The 20,265-nt window shown below is 41.7% G+C and carries 16 protein-coding genes and 1 pseudogene; 9 read left to right on the forward strand and 8 right to left on the reverse strand.

Features of this window, described 5'->3' with window-relative positions; all coding sequences use genetic code 11:
• Positions 1–129: 129 nt before the first annotated feature.
• Together IEW05_RS05580 and IEW05_RS05585 are read left to right on the forward strand one after the other, a co-directional pair.
• Positions 130–546, forward strand: coding sequence for a YjdF family protein (locus IEW05_RS05580; protein WP_188536624.1), 417 nt, complete (start codon positions 130–132; stop codon positions 544–546).
• A 117-nt stretch (positions 547–663) separates the two neighbouring features.
• Entirely contained in the window at positions 664–1,203 is a 540-nt protein-coding gene (locus IEW05_RS05585; RefSeq protein ID WP_188536626.1) for a GNAT family N-acetyltransferase, read from the forward strand.
• An 8-nt stretch (positions 1,204–1,211) separates the two neighbouring features.
• Here the strand turns inward: IEW05_RS05585 and IEW05_RS05590 are convergent, their stop codons facing one another.
• Positions 1,212–2,105 carry a helix-turn-helix domain-containing protein gene (locus IEW05_RS05590; protein WP_188536628.1) on the reverse strand — a complete coding sequence of 298 codons (894 nt, stop codon included), beginning with the start codon at positions 2,103–2,105 and terminating at the stop codon, positions 1,212–1,214.
• A 175-nt stretch (positions 2,106–2,280) separates the two neighbouring features.
• Here IEW05_RS05590 and IEW05_RS05595 point away from each other — a divergent pair, with 175 nt between their 5' ends.
• Both IEW05_RS05595 and IEW05_RS05600 read left to right on the forward strand, forming a co-directional pair.
• Entirely contained in the window at positions 2,281–4,059 is a 1,779-nt protein-coding gene (locus tag IEW05_RS05595) for an ABC transporter ATP-binding protein (RefSeq protein ID WP_188536630.1), read from the forward strand.
• 177 nt (positions 4,060–4,236) lie between these two features.
• Complete coding sequence (locus IEW05_RS05600; RefSeq protein ID WP_229753270.1) at positions 4,237–5,340, forward strand: DUF4349 domain-containing protein; 1,104 nt, start codon at positions 4,237–4,239, stop codon at positions 5,338–5,340.
• Between the two features lie 50 nt (positions 5,341–5,390).
• Here the strand turns inward: IEW05_RS05600 and IEW05_RS05605 are convergent, their stop codons facing one another.
• A complete protein-coding gene (locus tag IEW05_RS05605) occupies positions 5,391–6,641 on the reverse strand; it encodes a methyl-accepting chemotaxis protein (RefSeq protein WP_188536634.1) in 1,251 nt (416 codons plus the stop codon).
• Positions 6,642–6,852: 211 nt separating this feature from the next.
• Between IEW05_RS05605 and IEW05_RS05610 the strand changes: the two are divergent.
• Positions 6,853–7,722: pseudogene (locus IEW05_RS05610) on the forward strand (glycoside hydrolase family 5 protein); the annotation flags it as partial.
• A 47-nt stretch (positions 7,723–7,769) separates the two neighbouring features.
• A complete protein-coding gene (locus IEW05_RS05615) occupies positions 7,770–8,525 on the forward strand; it encodes a class I SAM-dependent methyltransferase (protein WP_188540739.1) in 756 nt (251 codons plus the stop codon).
• Between the two features lie 116 nt (positions 8,526–8,641).
• Here IEW05_RS05615 and IEW05_RS05620 read toward each other — a convergent pair whose 3' ends face one another.
• The 4 genes from IEW05_RS05620 to IEW05_RS05635 form a co-directional block, all read right to left on the reverse strand.
• Entirely contained in the window at positions 8,642–11,077 is a 2,436-nt protein-coding gene (locus IEW05_RS05620) for a glycoside hydrolase family 94 protein (protein ID WP_188536636.1), read from the reverse strand.
• An 85-nt stretch (positions 11,078–11,162) separates the two neighbouring features.
• Positions 11,163–12,215, reverse strand: a complete 1,053-nt coding sequence (locus IEW05_RS05625) for a LacI family DNA-binding transcriptional regulator (RefSeq protein ID WP_188536638.1) — start codon at positions 12,213–12,215, stop codon at positions 11,163–11,165.
• A 138-nt stretch (positions 12,216–12,353) separates the two neighbouring features.
• On the reverse strand, positions 12,354–13,274 hold the full coding sequence (locus IEW05_RS05630; protein WP_188536640.1) for a molecular chaperone DnaJ: 921 nt from the start codon (positions 13,272–13,274) through the stop codon (positions 12,354–12,356).
• A gap of 173 nt (positions 13,275–13,447) precedes the next feature.
• Entirely contained in the window at positions 13,448–14,344 is an 897-nt protein-coding gene (locus IEW05_RS05635) for a C40 family peptidase (protein ID WP_188536642.1), read from the reverse strand.
• A gap of 164 nt (positions 14,345–14,508) precedes the next feature.
• Here IEW05_RS05635 and IEW05_RS05640 point away from each other — a divergent pair, with 164 nt between their 5' ends.
• Both IEW05_RS05640 and IEW05_RS05645 read left to right on the forward strand, forming a co-directional pair.
• Positions 14,509–15,792, forward strand: a complete 1,284-nt coding sequence (locus IEW05_RS05640; protein WP_373285780.1) for an MFS transporter — start codon at positions 14,509–14,511, stop codon at positions 15,790–15,792.
• A 73-nt stretch (positions 15,793–15,865) separates the two neighbouring features.
• Positions 15,866–16,858: an aldose 1-epimerase gene (locus IEW05_RS05645; RefSeq protein ID WP_188536644.1), complete on the forward strand. Its 993-nt coding sequence runs from the start codon at positions 15,866–15,868 to the stop codon at positions 16,856–16,858.
• Positions 16,859–16,972: 114 nt separating this feature from the next.
• Here the strand turns inward: IEW05_RS05645 and IEW05_RS05650 are convergent, their stop codons facing one another.
• Positions 16,973–17,329, reverse strand: coding sequence for a LytTR family transcriptional regulator DNA-binding domain-containing protein (locus IEW05_RS05650; protein ID WP_188536646.1), 357 nt, complete (start codon positions 17,327–17,329; stop codon positions 16,973–16,975).
• 185 nt (positions 17,330–17,514) lie between these two features.
• Between IEW05_RS05650 and IEW05_RS05655 the strand changes: the two genes are divergently transcribed.
• Positions 17,515–18,600 (forward strand): lactonase family protein, encoded by a 1,086-nt coding sequence (locus IEW05_RS05655; RefSeq protein ID WP_188536648.1) that lies wholly within the window; start codon positions 17,515–17,517, stop codon positions 18,598–18,600.
• Positions 18,601–18,688: 88 nt separating this feature from the next.
• On the opposite strand, the gene IEW05_RS05660 is transcribed toward IEW05_RS05655, so the two are convergent.
• Complete coding sequence (locus tag IEW05_RS05660; protein WP_188536650.1) at positions 18,689–19,762, reverse strand: bifunctional 3-deoxy-7-phosphoheptulonate synthase/chorismate mutase; 1,074 nt, start codon at positions 19,760–19,762, stop codon at positions 18,689–18,691.
• Between the last annotated feature and the right edge of the window lie 503 nt (positions 19,763–20,265).

Below are 20,265 nucleotides of genomic sequence, written 5' to 3' on the forward strand. Positions count from 1 at the left end.
AATTTATAATAATTAGCAGAACACAAAAACACATTCTGGTTGGTAGTCCAGAAGCATGGGTAACCTATGTCAGTAACCTTCCCCCCTCGGGATGTCCATTGTTCTGAACGGTTGTAGAGGGGGATTCATGTGAAGTTAACAGTTTATTATGAAGGTCAGTATTGGGTTGGTGTTGTAGAGGTTACAGTGGATGGGAAGCTAAAGGCATATCGGCATATTTTTGGAGTTGAGCCTAAGGATCCTGAAATTTTGGAGTTTGTGAATTTTCGTCTGTTGCAGGTGATCAACGGGGTGACACAAGCTCTTGGCGTCGAGGATACTCAGGACTTAGCGGGAAGAATAAACCCGAAACGACTAGTAAGGTTAGCTGCTCGAGAAACGAGTGCCAGGGGTGTATCCTCATTCGCTCAGGAAGCATTGAAACTGGACTATGAGCAACGGAAGAAAGAAAAACAAGTGAAAAGCAAGGAAGAACGAGAGCGCTTTGAAGACTTCAAACGAGAATTGAAAGTGCAAAAAGCGAAGGCGAAACATCGTGGGAAATAAGCAAAGATCGGGTATATCCCGATCTTTGCTTTTTTTAATGATAAATGTCTCTATGTTTGGCTTCTACTATAGTATATAATATCCAAAATATATAATTGGAAGAAAGAGGGTTAGCTTATGCCACACCTTACGGGAAATCGGATTACACTTAGAGAATATCGGATGGAAGATTTGTCATCCATACGTCAGTGGGTTAACGACCCGGAGATCGTCGACACGTTGAGTGATATTTTCACCTATCCTCAGACGCTACATAACACCGAATCGTTTCTGCGAATGATGGTTGAAGGTCAAACGCAGTCTAAAGGATTTGTAATTTCTGATAAAGAAACTTTAGATTATATTGGGCAGATTGATCTACATAAACTGAATTGGCTGAATCGATCTGCGTTACTAGGCATCGTTATTGGTCGCAAAGATTTACTAGGACAAGGATATGGCCGAGAAGCTATTCATTTATTGAAGTCATTTGTGTTTGAGACCTTGAACTTGAACCGGCTTGAGCTGGAAGTATATGATTTCAATGAGAGAGCCAAACGCTGTTATCTCAGTTGTGGTTTCAAGGAAGAAGGTCGGCTACGGCAAAAGGTGTATAAAAATGGCAAGTATGTTGACGTCATCATAATGAGTATATTGGCTGATGAATATCAAAGCTAATTATATCATTACGACTTGAATTGGAACTTATCTGAGGTATTATTCTTGCGAAATACTCCTGGTGTACAGCCAGCCCATGATGTGAATTGACGACTGAAGCTTTGCACGTTCTCGTAACCGATTCGATGAGCTATACGTTCGATCGAATCATCAGTAGTTACAAGCATGTGCACTGCTTCTTGTTGTTTCAGCATCATTAAGAATTCTCGTGGTGGTATGCCATAGGTTTCTCTGAATATCCGGTGACAATGTCTCCGGCTTATGCCTAGTTTCCGCGCTATTCCCTCCAGCCAATCTCCCGTTAAATTATCCTCATTCATCGTCACCGTATCATCGGTCCGCAGGATCAAAGTTTGAATTTCTCGTGCGATCTGCGAAGAAAGCTCAGAATGATAGGCAGGATGGAACCTGTTGTTACCCGATGCCAATTCACTTTGTAACTCATCCATAAATGTGTACAGAATTCGTAGCAGGGACATTTTTGAATCGGGCCGTTCAAATAGCGTGTCGATAAGCTCTCTGACTAATGGAACAAGTTTCATGTTCATGGGATGGCCTGAGGGATAGAACCCTTGGTTTTCTGCCTCGATCAAATGCAGCAATTCTGGTTCTTCGATATGAATATGTAGAGTGAAGAAAGAGACATACTCAGCTTGTCGAACTTGAAGATCGTGAGGCTGCATGGGGGAGACGATAATTAAATCCCCTGCCTTTTGTTCATATTCAGAATTTCCAAGAATTGCGGTTTGTGACCCGTCTAGCACAAGTAGAACTTCAAACATCATATGATGGACATGTCGTCCACATACCCAGCCTTGTTGTACAGTTCGGGTATGCGGGGAAAACATACAAATTTCAGAACGGATATGTGGGAACATGATCTCGGGGTAGTTGTTGTTCATATATGGCAGCTCCTTGATGTCCGATTTAGTTAATCAATACGTGAAATACAGACCGAATATGTTATAGAGAAAGAAATCTAGGAGTTCTATACTTAACTCTGATGTTATGACTGGTCGAAAGTGGGCTATCTCATAGACATACAATTATATCATAAGTTATGAGCAGGAGGATTTCATGAGTAAGACCGAGATTTCTTTGGATTATTCCAAAGTATTTGAGAACGAACAGGCCGCCAAGATCAAGCCATTTAGTCTACTGACAAAATTATTTCGAGATCATCTTGGAAAAGTAGCATTATCAGCTCTATACTATACGATTAAGGCTTCACCAATGTGGGTGCTATCTATTATTACTGCTAATATTATTAACATTGTTAGCTATCCAGATAGTCATTCCATGACAGAATTTTGGATTAATCTAGCGATTGCCGTAGTAGTGATTGTCCAGAACATTCCGACACATACGCTTCATGTTAGCTATGTAAGTAAGGCAGTACGGCATGTTGAAGCAGGGCTACGGAGTACGCTGGTTAGAAAAATGCAGCAATTATCCTTAAGCTACCATGGAGACATGAATTCTGGGCGGCTACAATCCAAAGTACTTCGAGATGTCGAGGCCATTGATTTCCTTTCACGGCAGATGTTGATGACGATCATCCCAGCAGGAATTAATCTTGTGATCGTAATTGGCCTCACGTTGTATCACAGTTGGATCGTCGCATTGTTCTTTGTGTTAATGGCGCCAACATCGATCCTCTTAGTTCGTTTCTTCAGTGCACAGATGTCAAAGCGCAATCGAGATGTTCGTAAGAATATCGAGGAAATGTCCGGAAAAGTATCCGAAACCGTTGAAATGATTCCTGTCACGCGGGCACATGGTCTGGAAGATGTGGAGATCCGTAAAGTAGATGCTGCTCTGCAAGGTATCCGAGAACGTGGGCATCGTTTGGATGTACTCGAAGCTTATTTCGGCTCATCAAGCTGGGTAGTATTTCAATTATTTCAAGTAGGCTGTTTATTCTTTAGTGCTTATCTTGCCCATTTAGGATATATGCAAATTGGTGACATTGTCATGTATCAGAGTTTCTTTAATATGATTATCGGATCTGTTACCTCGATTCTAAATGTATACCCAAACTTGGTGAAGGGCTTCGAGTCACTACATTCTGTGACGGAAGTGCTGATGTCCAATGAGACGGAAGAGTACAAAGGACGTCAGAAACCTGAGCATGTACGTGGTGAATTCAAGTTCGAGAATGTAAGCTTTCAATATAAAGATTCGGAGAAGCATGTACTTGATGATTTCACGTTGAAGGTAAAACCGGGAGAGACGGTTGCATTTGTCGGGGAATCTGGATCAGGAAAATCCACCATTTTGAGCTTGATTATTGGTTTCTATAAGCCACAAGGTGGGAACATCTGGATCGATGGTATTCCGATGAGTGAGCTCAGTATGAACAAATATCGTCAATCACTTGCGATTGTACTACAGGACAACATCCTATTCTCGGGAACCATCCGTGAGAACATCACATATGGGTTGCCGCATATTTCACAGGAAAAGGTACAACAAGCGATTTGGATGGCGAATTTACATGATGTAATCGAGAGTCTTCCGGAGGGTCTTGATACTTCAGTAGGTGAACATGGTGGACGACTGTCAGGTGGTCAACGGCAACGAATTGCCATTGCGCGTGCCTTGGTAAGAGATCCACAAATTATTATTTTGGACGAAGCAACGTCTGCCTTGGATAATTTGTCTGAACGTCATGTACAGCAGGCCATGGAGCAATTGATGAAAGGAAGAACAACGTTTATCGTGGCTCACCGACTATCAACGGTGAAGAATGCCGATCGGATCGTTGTGATGAAGAAAGGCCGTATTGTTGAGAGTGGGACTTACGATGAGCTTCTCAAACAAAAAGGAGAGTTCTATAAACTCAAAAATTTATAATGAATATAGAATAAACCCACATATATTGTGGGTTTATTTATTTTTTTCGGCAACATTCTAAAGTTAGGCAACGTCAAAAATACAGGAGGATATTTCCATATATAGAGAGATACATAAATTGAACTGCGCAGAATAGAGTGGAGAAACCTTAAGATATTATATATAGGGGGCATGGAAATGCGTAGATGGGGATCATTTATCACCGTAATGGTTGTAGCTTTGTCGTTAATACTTGGGGGTTGTGGCAGCGCCAACAAAGACATGGCCAGTGAGTCGAAGGCGAATAGTGGGAATATGGCATCATCAACATCTTCGGACATGTTATTGAACTCAACAACCACTTCAAATGAAAGCCTTTCTGCAGTGGCTGAGGCTCCGTCATCTGATCTCGGGGGAGAATCACAGGTTGTTGATACGTCGGAAGCTGTAGCTTCAGACCGTGCAGGTTCAGGCTTCCAACCTTCCGATTCGGCAGCCGGGTTGAACAAGAAGTTAATTTATAAAGCGAATGTCGTTGTTGAAGTGAATGACTATGGTAAGGCTCAATCCGAAGTACGTAACCTAGTTACCTTATCAGGCGGCTATATTCTGGAGTTCTCGGAGAGTCAGTCACAGGACGAACGGGGAGGTACATTTGTTCTGAAAGTACCGGCTTCGGGGTTCTCTTCCTTCCTTGATCAATTGGAGAAGCTAAAGTCTGTATCACAGCAACGTAGTATCCAGGGGCAAGATGTCTCAGAAGAATATGTAGATTTGGAGTCCCGCCTGAAAGTAAAGCAAGCGATGGAAGATCGATATCTTAAATTTATAAATGAAGCGACCAAGACAAGCCAATTAGTCGAATTCGCCAATGAGCTTGAACGGATCCAAACGGAAATTGAGCAGATAAAAGGGAGAATGCGTTACATTGATAAGAATGTCTCATTCTCAACGATTGAGATTCGTCTGTATCAACCAGAGGAGAGCATCATTAAGATTTCCAAGGATGATACCCCACTAATGAAAAGAGCTGAAGAAGCATTAACCGGGAGCCTTAAAGTGCTATCCATGTTCTTTCAATGGATAATCGTTGTACTATCAGGGGCATTGCCGATTATCGTTATTGCCGCAGTAATTGGAGTTCCTTGGTGGCTACTTCGGCGTAGAGATAACAAACATAGACATATCACAACCAATCAGCCACCTAAGTCCAGTTTGCCTGAATTAGGGGAAGAGGAGACGCAAGGGTCCAAGATAGACGATTCATTAAATCAAGATGAGCATCATCCTGAGAAATCATAAGGAATAAAAAGAAGGCTGACCCATTAGCTTCTGGGTCAGCCTTCTTTGATTTAGAATTTGAAAATATGTATTGTCTTTTGTAGTTGGAATACGGCGTTCTTCATAGCTTCGGTATCTTCTGCCATGGCTTGAATGGAAGAAATCTGATCATTCATAGATGCAGATACCTCTTCAGTACCAGCGGCAGATTGTTCTGTGATTGCCGAAATGTTCTGAATTGATGAGGAAATACCGTGAGCAGCTGCAAGCATACTTTCACTTTCTTTTGAAAATTCAGCAATTTGCTCACTTATGTATTGAACACTTTGGACGATCTGTTGGAAGATTTCTTCGGCTTCCTTGATCATTTCACTTTGCTGACGGACTACTTCTTCGTTGATCTTAATGTTCAGACCCGCTTGTTTCACATCTTGGTCGATACTGCGTACAAGGTTGAATACTTCCTTGGTAGAGGCGGTAGACTCTTCGGCAAGCTTACGAACTTCTTGAGCAACTACTGCGAACCCTGCACCGTGTTCACCCGCTCTAGCTGCTTCGATGGAAGCATTCAGTGATAATAAGTTAGTTTGTTCAGCAATCTCAGAGATTGTAGCAGTAATCTTTGTGATGCCCTTTGCATTATGAGCAAGTGCTTCGATTGATCCAGCTACCTTCTGCGTCGCTTCAATATTCTTACGCATACCAGCGGCTTGTAAGGATACAGATTCGCGACCTTTTTCTACCAGTTTCAAGGTCTCCATAGAACGATTATTCATTTCTTGGGTAGAATCCGTGTAATTGGTTACTTTCTCTTCAATTTCGTGAATGGATTCGGTCATACCGCTTACATCTTCGGAGATTTCATTAGCCCCAAGTGCCAATTCATTGGAGGACATACCAACTTGGGTCATGACTCCAATCAAATTCTGGTTCTTCTCAGCTATTTCTCGGCTGGATTCCATGACTTTACGAGTAATATCAGATGTTTCTTGTAAAATTTTGCGAAGCTTGTCCACCATACTATTGAAAGAGAGTGTTAGGTTGCTCATAGATCCAGTTTCCGCAATCTTAACAGTGAAATCACCTTTGGATATTTTTGCAGAAGCATTAGAAATATCATCGAAGGTTCCTGTAAGTACATTTTTGAAATACGTCGAAAGAGGGAACGTAAGCGCTGCCAATACAATGATAGTAATAATGCCGACTAGAGCATCACCTGCAAGAATAAAGGCAATAAGTGTTGGTATTGCGAACAAAGCAGCCACGAGATAACATGCAACAGTAATTTTCTTAGCAAAAGATAGTTTGTGAAACCATGACATATGTATTATGACCTCCCAGTTAAATAGGATACTTTTATCTAATTATAACATCGAGTGTCCAAAGGGGATACAACAATTTGACAATCAATATTTAAACTAAATATTGCCAAATTTAGACTAGCAACGGATTCATTTGATAATTACACTTGAAGTGTGACATCTATGGTTAAAGGTACAAATAATAGAGAGGGGATAATATATGAATCTATCAAAGTTACAGGTTAACGGTACCGGATTGTTTAATGAACATGGTGAACAAGTGTAATTGCGAGGAATTAGTTCACATGGGCTTCAATGGTACCCCCATTACGTAAATAAGGAATGTATTCGGTGGCTACGCGAAGATAGGAATATTAATGTATATAGAATTGCTATGTACACTGGTGAGAATGGATATATTACTCGGCCTGAGTTAAAAGACAAGATGAAGGAGGCCGTAGAAGCTTGTATTGAGCTTGGGCTATACGTCATTATCGACTGGCATATTCTTTCTGATAATGATCCAAATATGTATATGGAAGAAGCCAAAATTTTCTTTGCTGAGATGGCTCAATTGTATGCGAATTATCCTAACGTAATCTATGAGATATGTAATGAACCAAACGGAGTAGATGTGACATGGAATGATGATATTAAACCTTATGCTGAAGAGCTTATTTCTGTCATTCGACAATATGATCGAGACAACGTTATTTTGGTAGGTACTGGAACATGGAGTCAGGACGTTCATCATGCAGCGGATCACCCACTACAAGGTGATCATATTATGTACGTTGCTCATTTTTACGCTGGAACGCATGGCCAGGAGCTGCGCGAAAAAATCATATATGCGCTGGATAAGGGAGTAGCAATTTTCGTTAGTGAATGGGGAACTACTCTAGCATCCGGAGATGGAGGCGTATTTACACAGGAGTCTGATGTCTGGTTGAACTTCCTATATGAAAAAGGAATCAGCTGGGTTAACTGGAACCTATCCGATCGTGTTGAAGATTCAGCAGTATTATTACCTGGCGCTGCTCCAGAAGGGAACTGGAGTGATAAAGATTTGACGCCTTCAGGTGCATATGTCCGCTCCAAGCTACGTGAGATTAATTAACTATAGTTAGAGTATAGGAAGGAATGATTGATATATACAGCGCATACGGACCGCTTTGTACCAAAGTATATGAACTGAGTAAACCGGTGGGGTATTCAACGGGAGATGTCGAATACTATACAGAGAGACTGAAAGGACGTAAGGGGAAGACGCTTGAAGTGGGATGTGGTTCTGGAAGAGTATTGGTCCCACTATTGGAATCCGGTATCCCAATCGAAGGAATCGATTACTCTAGTAGCATGCTTGATTCTTGTCGAGCTGAATGTCATGATCGAGGGCTCTCCACTACTTTGTATCTTGGAGATATGGGAGACTTTTCATTGGATGAAAAGTACTCAGATATAATAATTCCCGGTGGATCTTTTCAATTAATTGAGGAACGGGAAAAAGCTGTACAGGCACTGCGCAATTTCTACGACCATCTAGAGTCTGGTGGAAGGTTAATTTTGGACTTGTTTCTTGATATAGATCTTGAATTGAACAAGGTATCTATGCGAACTTGGGAAATTCCTCCGAGTGAGGCCATTACATTGGAGACTAGAATTATAGAAGTTGATTTCCTAAAGCAAAAGACGGTTTCCTTGCTGAAATATGAGCAATGGAGTGAAGGGCAATTGCTGCAGACGGAACTACAGAGGTTTCCCCTTTGCTGGTATGGCCTTCACGAATTCCAACTTCTACTTGAAAGTATTGGATACAAGGACGTAACGATCTCCGCTGATTATTCATATGGAACCTTGCCAACTCATGCTGGTGCGATGTTAACCTACGAAGCGATAAAATATTAGATTATTGAGATACTCGAGCTGAAAAAGCTAAATGCCAAAGAAACCTCATTCCGCCACCTGAAGGTAGGGATGAGGTTTCTTGGGTTTAACCGCTAATATTAACTAATGTGTTTAAATTATCCAAGTACGACAGTAACTTGATGAGTTCCACCGTCACCAACAGGTTTAACGATATTGCCTTCCACCGTTGCACCGTCCAGTGTAATACTCTTCACGCCTTTGGACACATGATCCGGATTGCTAACTTTGATTACGTAAGTATCACCACGGAATACACGTGTGATCTCGAATCCATCCCATGCTGCAGGAATACAAGGATCTACCTTAAGACCAGCAAAGTCAGCTTGGATACCGAGAATGGCTTGAGTGATCGCTACATAGTTCCAAGCGGCCGTTCCGGTCAACCAGGAGTTTTTGGCTTCGCCATGGTTAACTGCATCTTTACCTGCGATCATTTGTGAGTAGACGTATGGCTCGGTACGGTGAATATCACTGATTTCCTCCAAGTAGGCAGGAGCGATCTTAGCATAAATATCGAATGCTCTATCCCCGTGACCAAGTACGGTTTCCGCGATCATGATCCACGGGTTATTGTGGCAGAAAATTCCGGCATTTTCTTTGTATCCCGGTGGATAAGTCGAGATTTCACCTAGATTCAAATAATATTTGGAATATGGTGGTTGTTGCAATACGATACCGTATTTCGTATCGAGATGTTCTTCTACTGATTGTAGAGCTTTTTCTGCTTGACCATCCTCCACACCGATCCCGGCCATAACGCAGATGCCTTGAGGCTCGATGAAGATCTTACCTTCTTCATTCTCTTTACTACCAATTTTATCACCGTAGTGATCATAAGCACGTAGGAACCAATCGCCGTCGAAGCCGTGTGTAAGTGTGATGTCACGCATGTTACTGATTTTGTCCTCCGCATCAGCGGCAACATCATCAAGTCCACGCATCCGGCAAATCTCGGCATAGTCTGGTCCAACAAATACGAACAAACCAGCGATAAATACGGATTCAGCTACACGACCTTCAATGTTCGCCGTTGTTTGGAAAGATTCACCTGGTTCTTTAGAGAAGCAGTTCAAGTTCAGACAGTCGTTCCAGTCCGCGCGGCCAATTAACGGTAAGCCGTGTGGTCCTAAGTTATTGGTTACATGTTCGAAAGACACTTTCAAATGCTCGAACAAAGTCGCTGTGTTATCCGGGTTACTGTCAAAAGGAACTTGTTCATCTAAAATGCTAGTATCGCCGGTTTCTTTGATATAAGCTGCCGTACCGAGAATGAGCCATAGCGGGTCATCGTTAAAGCCAGTTCCGACTTCGTTGTTGCCTTTTTTCGTAAGCGGTTGATATTGGTGATATGCACTACCGTCCTCAAACTGTGTTGCGGCGATATCGAGGATACGTTCTCTCGCACGTTCTGGGATTTGGTGCACAAATCCAAGTAAATCCTGGTTGGAGTCCCGGAATCCCATACCACGTCCGATACCGGATTCAAAATACGAAGCTGAACGAGACATATTGAAGGTAACCATACATTGATATGGATTCCAAATGTTAACCATGCGGTTCAGCTTATCATCTCCGCTTTGAATTTGATATTTGGATAAGAGGTTATCCCAGTGAGCTGCTAGATCAGCTAGCGCTGCATCAACCTGAGCATCCGTAGCGAACTTCTCAATCATCGCTAGTGCTGGTTTTTTGTTGATAACATTAAGGGACTCCCATTTGTCTTCCTCTTCATTTTCGATATATCCAAGTACAAATACGAAGCTTTGCTCTTCACCGGGTGCTAGTGTAATATCGAGCGCGTGGGAGCCGATAGGGGACCAACCACTTGCAACAGAATTGGTTGCTTCACCGGCTGCTACAGCTTGCGGATGATCAAGGCCATTGTACATACCGACGAAGGATTCGCGATCTGTGTCAAATCCATTGATCGGTTTGTTGACAGAATAGAAAGCATAATGATTTCTGCGTTCGCGGTATTCCGTTTTGTGATAAATAACGGAGTCCTTCACTTCAACTTCACCTGTGCTGAGATTACGTTGGAAGTTGGTCATGTCATCTTGTGCGTTCCAAAGACAGAACTCAGCAAATGAGAATAGTTTAACTGATTTGGACTCAGTACCTGTATTTTTTACGATAAGACGATGAACTTCTGCATTATGACCTAATGGAACGAAGGCTAATTGATTAACGGAAATCCCATTACGTTCGCCAGTAATTGAAGTGTAACCAAGACCATGGCGGCACTCGTAGAAATCGAGGTCACGTTTAACCGGCATCCAGCCTGGTGTCCAGAAATCACCATTATCATAAAGGTAGTAGTAACGACCACCAGAATCTAGTGGAATATTGTTATAACGATAACGTGTCAGTCTGCGGAGCCTTGCATCTCTATAAAAAGTGTAACCTCCGGCTGTATTAGAGATTAACCCGAAAAATTGCTCATTTCCTAAGTAGTTGATCCAAGGGTAAGGAGTTTTTGGTGTATTAATGACATATTCTTTACGGACGTCGTCAAATGTTCCGAATTTCATGAATTTTCAATCTCCCTTCGTTTGTGAACGCGCGTTTATTTGAAACTATAAAACATTCCCTCGCAAGAGGGAGGGAACCGTTTTACTAATTGGAAAGCGATTTGCATGAATCCCTGACTATAAGTTGAGTCGGGAAGCTGATCGTGCTGAATGCGGATTGTCCAGACTGACATAATTCGATGATCTTCTCCACCGCGGCTCTGGACATCTCATCAATGGGGAGCCGGACAGAGGTTAATTTTGGGCTAACATGGGAAGCTAGTAGAGCATCATCAAACCCAACGATAGATATGTCATCAGGAATAGTAACCCCGTGCTGGATTAAAGCATCCATAGCAGAAATAGCCATAGCGTCATTAGAACAGAATAGAGCCGTAGGAAGTTTTCCAGAGTCCAGCATACGTACCACTTCACGATAAGCGTTTTCTTTTAGAAAATCACCAGACAGAACGAAGTGATCATGAATTGGGAGTCCATGCTTTTTGAGTGTATTCTCATAAGCCAAAAATCTTTCACGACCTGAGAAAGTACTCATTCTTCCTTTGATAATTCCAATCTCTTGATGTCCTAGGTTAATCAAATACTCAATTGCTTCCACCGTACCCTCGTAATCCCTAGAGTTGATGATAGACAAATGGTCTTTATCTAGGCGCTCATTGATGATCTCCGTGATGTCGTAATCGATGAGTACCAATGGGGCACCTTCTCCCAGCATATCGGATACGAAGTTGATATCTCTTTGTGTACCTACCAGAATACCTCCGTCAATCCGTTTCTGTTGGAACGCTTGTTTGACCTTTTGAAAATCGTCTGGAGAATAGATCGTATGAATAAGTACGTAGAATCCTTGGGCATTCGCTGTATCAACGACGATGTCGACGATCGGAGCGAAATAGCTGTTCTGATAAATCCGGCTTTCGTCTTCATTCTCGTTCATACTAATAGCAAATAAACCGATAGTGTCTGTACCTTTACCTGCCAATGCTCTCGCAAAACTATTGGGTTCGTAATGGTGTTGCTCAATAATTCTAAGCACCTTCTCCCGAGTAGCTGCGGGTACATTGGGATAATTGTTGATAACTCGGGATACCGTGCTCCGAGATACCCCGGCTAACTTAGCTATATCTTCGCTGCGCATGGTATTCCTTCTTTCTATAAACGCGCGTTTATAATATTATAATAGTTGATGTATTTCAATAAATCAATCAGGGTTTTTAGGAAAAATAAAAAAATCCCAAAGCTAAGTTAGCTTTGGGATGAGCTGATCATAGGGATATTATTTGCCTGTTTCAGTACCTTCTAGATATCTTTGAATGAACAGCATGGCTTTATCAAAATTCTTTGAACCATCTCGAACGGTAAGGATCACTTCTCGTTTGCTGATTGGGAGTTCATTGAACAGAGGACTATCACTCACATCTATTCCGTAAATGTGCTCCGTTGTGTCATCTTCTGTTTTGACTTTTATGGTCTTGTCTGTGGTCAAGAAAGGTTTCAAAGCACCTTCAGCTACATCATCGAGATTCTGTAAAACGCCGCTTCTACCAATCCATTCTATAGTTGGCTTGTCCATGATATAGATGTCAGGACTTTCTGTTGCAAGGACAGCCATTGCTTTTTGTTGATAAGCCATGCCAGCTCCACCTGCACCGTCACCTTCAGGGGGAAGAAAGGTCAGGCTAATCCCTAGTCGCTGGAATTCAGGGAATTGTTCCGTCATTGCTTTCTCTAATTCATCCGTTCTTCCGGTGGTATCATTGGTGATAAAGTTGCCGATATAAAGTATGGATAAGTCGATAGGAGGAAGTGCAGCAAGTCTTTTTTGTTCTTCACGATGATCAATAAATGCATTGATTCCAAAAATAAGTACGATAACTGCAATTACACTGATGATCACACGAAATTTGTACAATCGAAAAAAGTCATCTACTTTCTCAGCTGTGCCTGAGAACCTTCCCCATTTACTATATCTTTCTTGATTTTTACCTTGAATAATTAGACGGTCTTCATATTCTACAATTTGTTTGTAGGCTTTGAGTTTAATAGAGAATTCGCTCTCTTCTCCGTCGGTCAGATTGGCATCTTGTTGGCGGTTCCGAGATTTCCTTAACTGAAGATCGAAGGCTTTCTCTACGTCTTCTCTAGAGGCGTTCTCGGGAAGTCCCAGAGTTTCGTAAGCTTGTTTCAAGTCGGTCATCGTTATTCTCCTCTTAGTTCATTCAGTATGAAATATATTGTATGGAAAGTATTGCTTTCTATCATTATACTGTGTAATTAGTAGTAAAGGAAATGTTGAGATTAATAGGGTGGGAGGAGATGTCAAGGAGCTAGTGAAAGCCCCTTAACTAATGTTGTTGCAGTTGATTAAGACTATTGAATTCGGCGCATGGACAGTACAACATCCTTCCAATATCCTGAGTCAATGGGGCTAATTTGGACACCGGGATCACCCCAAGTGTGAATGAATTTTCCATCGCCGATATAGATTCCGACATGTCCTGGTATCTTATCACTTTCGAATCGACCTTTGACGGTAAAGAAGATGAGATCTCCAGCTTGAAGTTGACTTCGTTCGACGGATTTACCAACTTTAGCTTGCTCTCTTGCTAACCGAGGAAGATTCGTGTCAAATCGCTTGAATACATGCTGAGTGAAAGAAGAGCAGTCAAAAGTCTTCGATTGTTCGTAAGGAGCAGCTCCAAACTCATAGGGCACGCCGAGGAACTTTTTAGCGTAAGAAACGAGTTCGTCGCGGTTTTCAGCAATACCTAGCATGCCGAAATTACGCTCATTAGAGGGATTGGTATTTGTTATACCATTATCATTTCTAATCGGCCCGATATGAAGTGTGCGTTTCCATGGATCAACCTTTGTCTCCGTGTGAAGTAGCTCAGAAAGAGATTTTGCAGTCATATATACTTGGCCATTTTGGACTATAGGACCTTGAGATAGTGAAATGGATTGGCCATAGGATTTGGCTGAGTTCTTATTGAGCTGAACCTCAAACATAACATCGGAGTAACCGATATTTATCTTGTCGTCAGTTTGTTTCAGATGAAGTCCGAGTGCAGTTACCACTTCCTTAAGTGGTACCCAGGCGGTATTACCGACATTGATCCCAATTTCAGTCGGGATTACAGTATCCCATGTACGATTTGCGGATTGAACTTTTAATTGTGATTGCTTGTTTCCACAGGCCACGGTGGTTATGAGTAGGACGCCAACCAATAAGCGGGAACACAATAATTTGAATCTCAAGTTACGCATTTTAAGCTTGCACTCCATTCTAAGAGGTTGAGTTACGGCTTGGACGATAACCGTATTATTTGAAGTATGTTGAAGTTACTGATTTTTATGTATGTGGGAGTAAAATATCGTTCATTTAGCTTTATGAATATACTCGATGAAGGTTTAAAAAGGAGTATGCCATCATGATGGACTTCATTCATTTAAAGCAACACAAACGCCGAAACCCTTCTTTGCAACGTCGAAATTTAAGAATTGCTACGTATGAAGGGATACCAGCAGTTATATTCCAGACATTGCTAGGTGGACAATTTCTCACAGGTTATTTATTGTATCTTGGAGCTACATCTGAATTGATAGGTTTTGTCTTGGCAATCACTACGTTTGTGAATATTACACAAATTGCCGTAGCGTTCCTCATTCAGAGGCTAAAGAGTAGAAAATGGCCACTTGTGTTTTTTGTAGGCATGCATAGATTGTTGTGGGGAGTTACTGGTCTTGTACCTTTTCTATTCTCACAAGAAAATTGGGTGCAGGCGTTCATTTTCTTTTATATTACTGCCTTTCTGTTTGGGACGGTTGGTTCAGTGCTCTGGAATTCGGTGATAAGTGATATCGTCCATCCTAAGGTTAGAGGAAGATATTTCGGGATTCGAAATACGCTGTTGAATGCTCTGGGTACGTTGGTCCTATTCCTCGGGGGAATGATTCTTGATCATTATCCTGGTAGTCAAGGTTTCTTATATTTGTACATTATTATTTGGATTTGTCTCACAGCGAATGTCGTTATATTCTTTTTCTATCCTGACATCCCATTTGAAAGATCGACCGAAACTAAGTTTTTGCCGATGTTTAAGAAACCGCTTCATGATGCTCCTTTTATTAAAGCGACCGTGTTTCTTGCCAGTTTTCTATTTCTGCAAAATTTAGTCGTTCCTTTGTATTCTTATGTGATGTTGGAACTGTTACATATTAATTATCAGACAATCTCATTGATTAACGTTACGCAGACTGTTGCAATGATGGCGAGTTTTTATGTATGGGGTAATCTCAATGCAAGGTATAGCAATCGCCGTTTGTTGTTCTGGACACTTCCACTGATTGCGGCTTCGATCCTATTGTGGGGAACCTTATCCATATTTCCAATGCTGCCCGTGTTATTTATTGCCCAAACGATATTTGGGATGGGGGTAGGTGGATTTAACCAGCTTGCATTTAACTTTATGATCGGTGATACTCCAAAACCGGAAAGACCTATGTATACAGCGATGTATTCTGCTATTACTGGTGTAGCTTCCTTCTTCGGACCATTGATTGGCGGGAACGTTTATAAATGGATCGATCATATGCCAAGCTGGATTCAAATGTATGGTATGCAATTAGTGGTGGGGTTTATTATGGTTCTACTGGTGTTTATTTTGGGACGACGTATTTTGCGAGATGATTATGAGAGAATACCTTTGCGGTAAAGAGATTGCACGTTGCTCTATAGCGATGGTATGCTTTTGATAAAGCGATAGCTGAAGGGAGAATTCAGAGAACATGACAGAGAACAAAGCATTTCAAGGGACTTTTCAAGGTGAACAAGCCGTATGGCTCCAATCAGGAAAATATGAAGCGATTATTTTACCTGATACGGGAGGAAATTTAATTTCTTTTCGTGATCTGGAAAATGGATACCGCTTTCTTCGTGAGCCAGAGGAAGGAAATATCGAGGATTTTAAGAGTAATCCGGGAATTTATGGTATCCCAGTGTTGTTCCCGCCGAATCGTTACGAAGATGGACAATTTCCATGGCGTGGTGAAGTGTACCAACTGCCAGTAAATGAGGTAGCAACAGGAAATCATTTACACGGATTTCTACATACAACAGCGTGGCAAGTGGAGGACTTCGGACAAACGCCATCTGAGAGCTATGTTGTTGTCAAAGTTACTGTGGATGAGAAACATGAGGCGTATCAATATCTACCATTCAAATTTACAGTACGACTGAAATATACACTTGGCGAAAATGGCTTATCTCAACATTTATTTGTTCGTAATGAAGGGACAAACGAGATGCCTTGCCTGTTAGCGTTCCATACAGCTATTAATGCTCCTTTTGCTCCTAACGGAGTTGCTGAGGATTACCTGGTGAAAGCAACGATTGGAGAACGTTGGGAACTGAATAATCGCATGCTGCCAACGGGTTCCTACCAACCATTAACAGAGGGTGAGAAAGCACTTCAAGCTGGAGGCGTAAATCCATTCTTTGCTCCCATGGATAATCATTACACGGCATTGCCGCAAAACGGAAGAAATCTGATGGAATTGACTGATACGAAGCTTGGGGTGACTCTAGTCTATGACGTAGGGACTTCCTATAAACAGTGGATGATCTGGAACAACGGAGCGACGAAAGGATTCTTCTGTCCAGAGCCACAGATCAACTTGGTTAATGCACCTAAGGTTGATCTACCAGCTGATGAAATTGGGTTGTTTAGTCTTGCTCCAGGAGAGATATGGGAAGAGACTGCTCGTTTATATATCAAGTAGAATTTATTCTAAATATGTATTAAACGAGAACAGCCGCTCAAGAGAGTAATGATGACCTCTTAAGCGGCTGTTTCATTTTGTTGCAATTGCGGTAATGAAGCTACAAATGTGTGATTAATGAATTCCGGTAGTTAGATTGTGATCGGCCTCAGGGAGTAGTCGTTTAACTCCTTCGAGGTTCCGTCTGGGAACGTTAATCGTCTTAATTCCGTGGTAATCATCCCTAAATAACAAAACATTGTCCCGAATAGCATGAACCTTGACCAAATTGACGTAGCAATTGGTGCTAATTCGGTAAAACGAGGAATCAGAGGTCAGTTTGGAAGTTTGTTCGGCGGATAATCTCTTTTTTAAACTGTAATTCCTACCATGAAAGCAAACTAGTCCATGAACTCCAATCTTGAAATAATACGTATCATGTGGATCAAGGTCCTCATACACGTTGTGCTCCTCGTACTCGATATTCATCATTCCAAATCCCCCTTTAGATGATAAATGGAAGCGCTTGCAGTATATCATATTTTTCAACATTTGGGTAGGGGTTTATTAAAATTTAAAATTTTTATTATGTGTACAGGCTGGACTTTTTGCTGAAAATAGAGAAAAATAGGAGGGAGAATAACGTACAATGTAGCGACATTAAGGAGGAATTTATTTTGCTTGAACAACAACGTCTATTATTGTTTGTGGGCTCTTACGCGGAGGAGAGCGATCCTGGAATATATGTATATGAACTGAATCAAACCAATGGTGAAATGAAACTCCTTGATCAAAAATCCGGATTGAAAAATCCAACTTTCGTTAATGTAGATGGTCGGAGTCATAAACTATACTCCATTGCAGAGACGAAGGATGAAAATGGAGAAAGAATAGGGGAAGTTGTATCTTTTGAGATTGATCCTGTTCAAGGAACTCTGTCAGAATGTAAACGGACGGTGACCTTGAGACCATCCACTTCACACATTCAAAGAGATCGAAAGGATCAATATTTAATATTATCCGGTTATCATGGTGGTAATGTAGGACTTGTTAAGATAAACAACGGAGGAATAGCCGAAGAGCTAACCGATGAAAAGCTTCATCAAGGTCATGGAGCGGATCCGGTGAGACAGGATCGACCACACCCGCACTCGACATTGTGTAGTCCGGATAATCGTTTTGTATTCGTAGCGGATTTAGGGTTGGATGCCATTAAAATTTATAAACTTGATCCGGACCAGAATGAACTGATATATCATGGAGAAGCTTTAACCCCTCCAGGATGTGGTCCTCGTCATCTGGCGTTCCATCCGAATGGCAGATATCTATATTCCATTAATGAAGTGAATTCCTCGATTACAGCTTTTGCTTATGATCCTGAGTCGGGTCAGCTAACGAGTGTAGAGACGGTACCAACTTTGCCAGCGGACTATTCGGATGAGAATACGACGGCTGAAATTGCAATCTCTACGAACGGTTTATTCCTATATGGTTCGAACCGAGGTCATGACAGCATTGCCCTGTTTGCGATCGATCCAGCTAATGGTAAGCTAACATTTATAGAGCATGTATCAACCGAGGGAGGGCATCCCCGCCACTTTGCGTTGACTCCTGATGGTGGTCATTTAATCGTTGCTAATCGGGATACGGACCAATTGAATCTCTTTAGAGTTGATTCGCAAAATGGAAGGTTGACTTACACAGGTCAAAGTGCCCATGTATCCAAACCAGTTTGCGTACAACCAGTTTTGTTCAATTTGTAGTAAGTTTTAGGGAACATAATTCTAGAATCCCCCTGTTCATCGTTTGAAGTGGACAGGGGGATTTGGTGTTAATATAGATAAGATTTAATTACTCCTTGAAAAGCCCGGAATGACGAATTCCTTCCCATAACTGCTGGAATTGAGGGATATCTAGCTGCTGAGCTGCATCTGAGAGGGCTGTTTGTGGATCAGGATGAACTTCGACCATTACTCCATCTGCTCCAGCAGCCAGAGCTGCTTTGGCACAAGGAAGAAGGATATCCTTCCGTCCCGTTGAATGACTGACATCAACAAGTACAGGTAAATGAGTCTCTTGCTTAAGCAGAGGTACGGCAGAAATATCTAACGTATTGCGAGTCCATTTCTCATAGGTACGAATGCCGCGTTCAATCAGCATGACGTTGGTATTGCCTTTGACAGCAATATACTCTGCAGCATGAACGAATTCTTCTAAGGTAGCGGCAATTCCTCGTTTAAGCAATACAGGAATCTTCGCTTCTCCAGCAGCTTTTAGCAATTCGAAATTTTGCATGTTTCTTGCACCGATTTGAATAATATCGATATATTGTTCCGCTAGTTCAATATGAGCAGGATGAACGATTTCACTGATTGTCGCCAAACCGTATTCATCCGCGACTTCCTTCAACATCCGCAGTCCTTCAATACCAAGTCCTTGGAAATCGTAAGGAGAAGTTCTAGGCTTAAATGCGCCACCTCTCATGATCTTGATTCCCGCATCCTTAAGCGCTGCTGCAACACTTCGCAGTTGCTCATACGATTCTACTGAACATGGTCCAGCGATCATGACTTGAGCACTGCCACCGATCAACGTATCTTTAACGTTAATTACTGTGTTTGCGGGTTGGATTTTACGACTAACAATGAGTTGTTGTTTATGATCTTCTTCCTGCAGATTAAGGGAAGCTTTAAAGATTTCTTTGAATATATGTTTAATCTCCGCATTTTTAAATGGTCCAGGATTCTGAGAGGTCAATTCTTCTAACATGGCTCTTTCACGGACAGGATCAAATTTAGGAACACCTTGCTTTTCTTTGATCTCACCGATGCTGCGAACTACTTCAGCACGTTCATTCAACAGTTTCAACAATTCCCCATTAATTTCATTTAACTTGAGTCGCAATTGTTCCAATTGTTCGTTCATTTGTTTCCTCTCCTTTGATATGATGTAGAAGCATTTTAAGCCACTTTAAACAAAAAAAGGTCGTCTCCCAAGGGACGGAATATATCCGCGGTACCACCCTTGTTAGACAACCTTTATGTTTCTCAGCTTAGGCACAGATAACGGCGTGTGACCGGACGTCCCTACGAACCATAATAGAAGGTGTTTCAGGAGTCAACTCAGGAGTGAACTTCAGTCGGCGCGGTTCCTGCGGGGTGCTCTCAATCTACGGCACCACCGTCCCTGTTAGGACGCATCCACTTACTCTCTCCGTCATAGTCAATTGATTTATACGAAATTATATGCTGCACTTTAGAAAATGGCAAGAACTTACTGCTAAGCGTAAATGCTGTATTGTATTGAAGTAAGACCTATTTAAATAGGAATTATTATTAAAATGGAACTCTTTGAGTAGAAGGAACGTAATAATATTGTTGATGTGGCGAGGTTTGCTTGCTTTGTGTCCACAGCTGACATAAGATTAT

Source organism: Paenibacillus segetis (genome assembly GCF_014639155.1).
GTDB classification, from domain to species: Bacteria; Bacillota; Bacilli; order Paenibacillales; family Paenibacillaceae; genus Fontibacillus; species Fontibacillus segetis.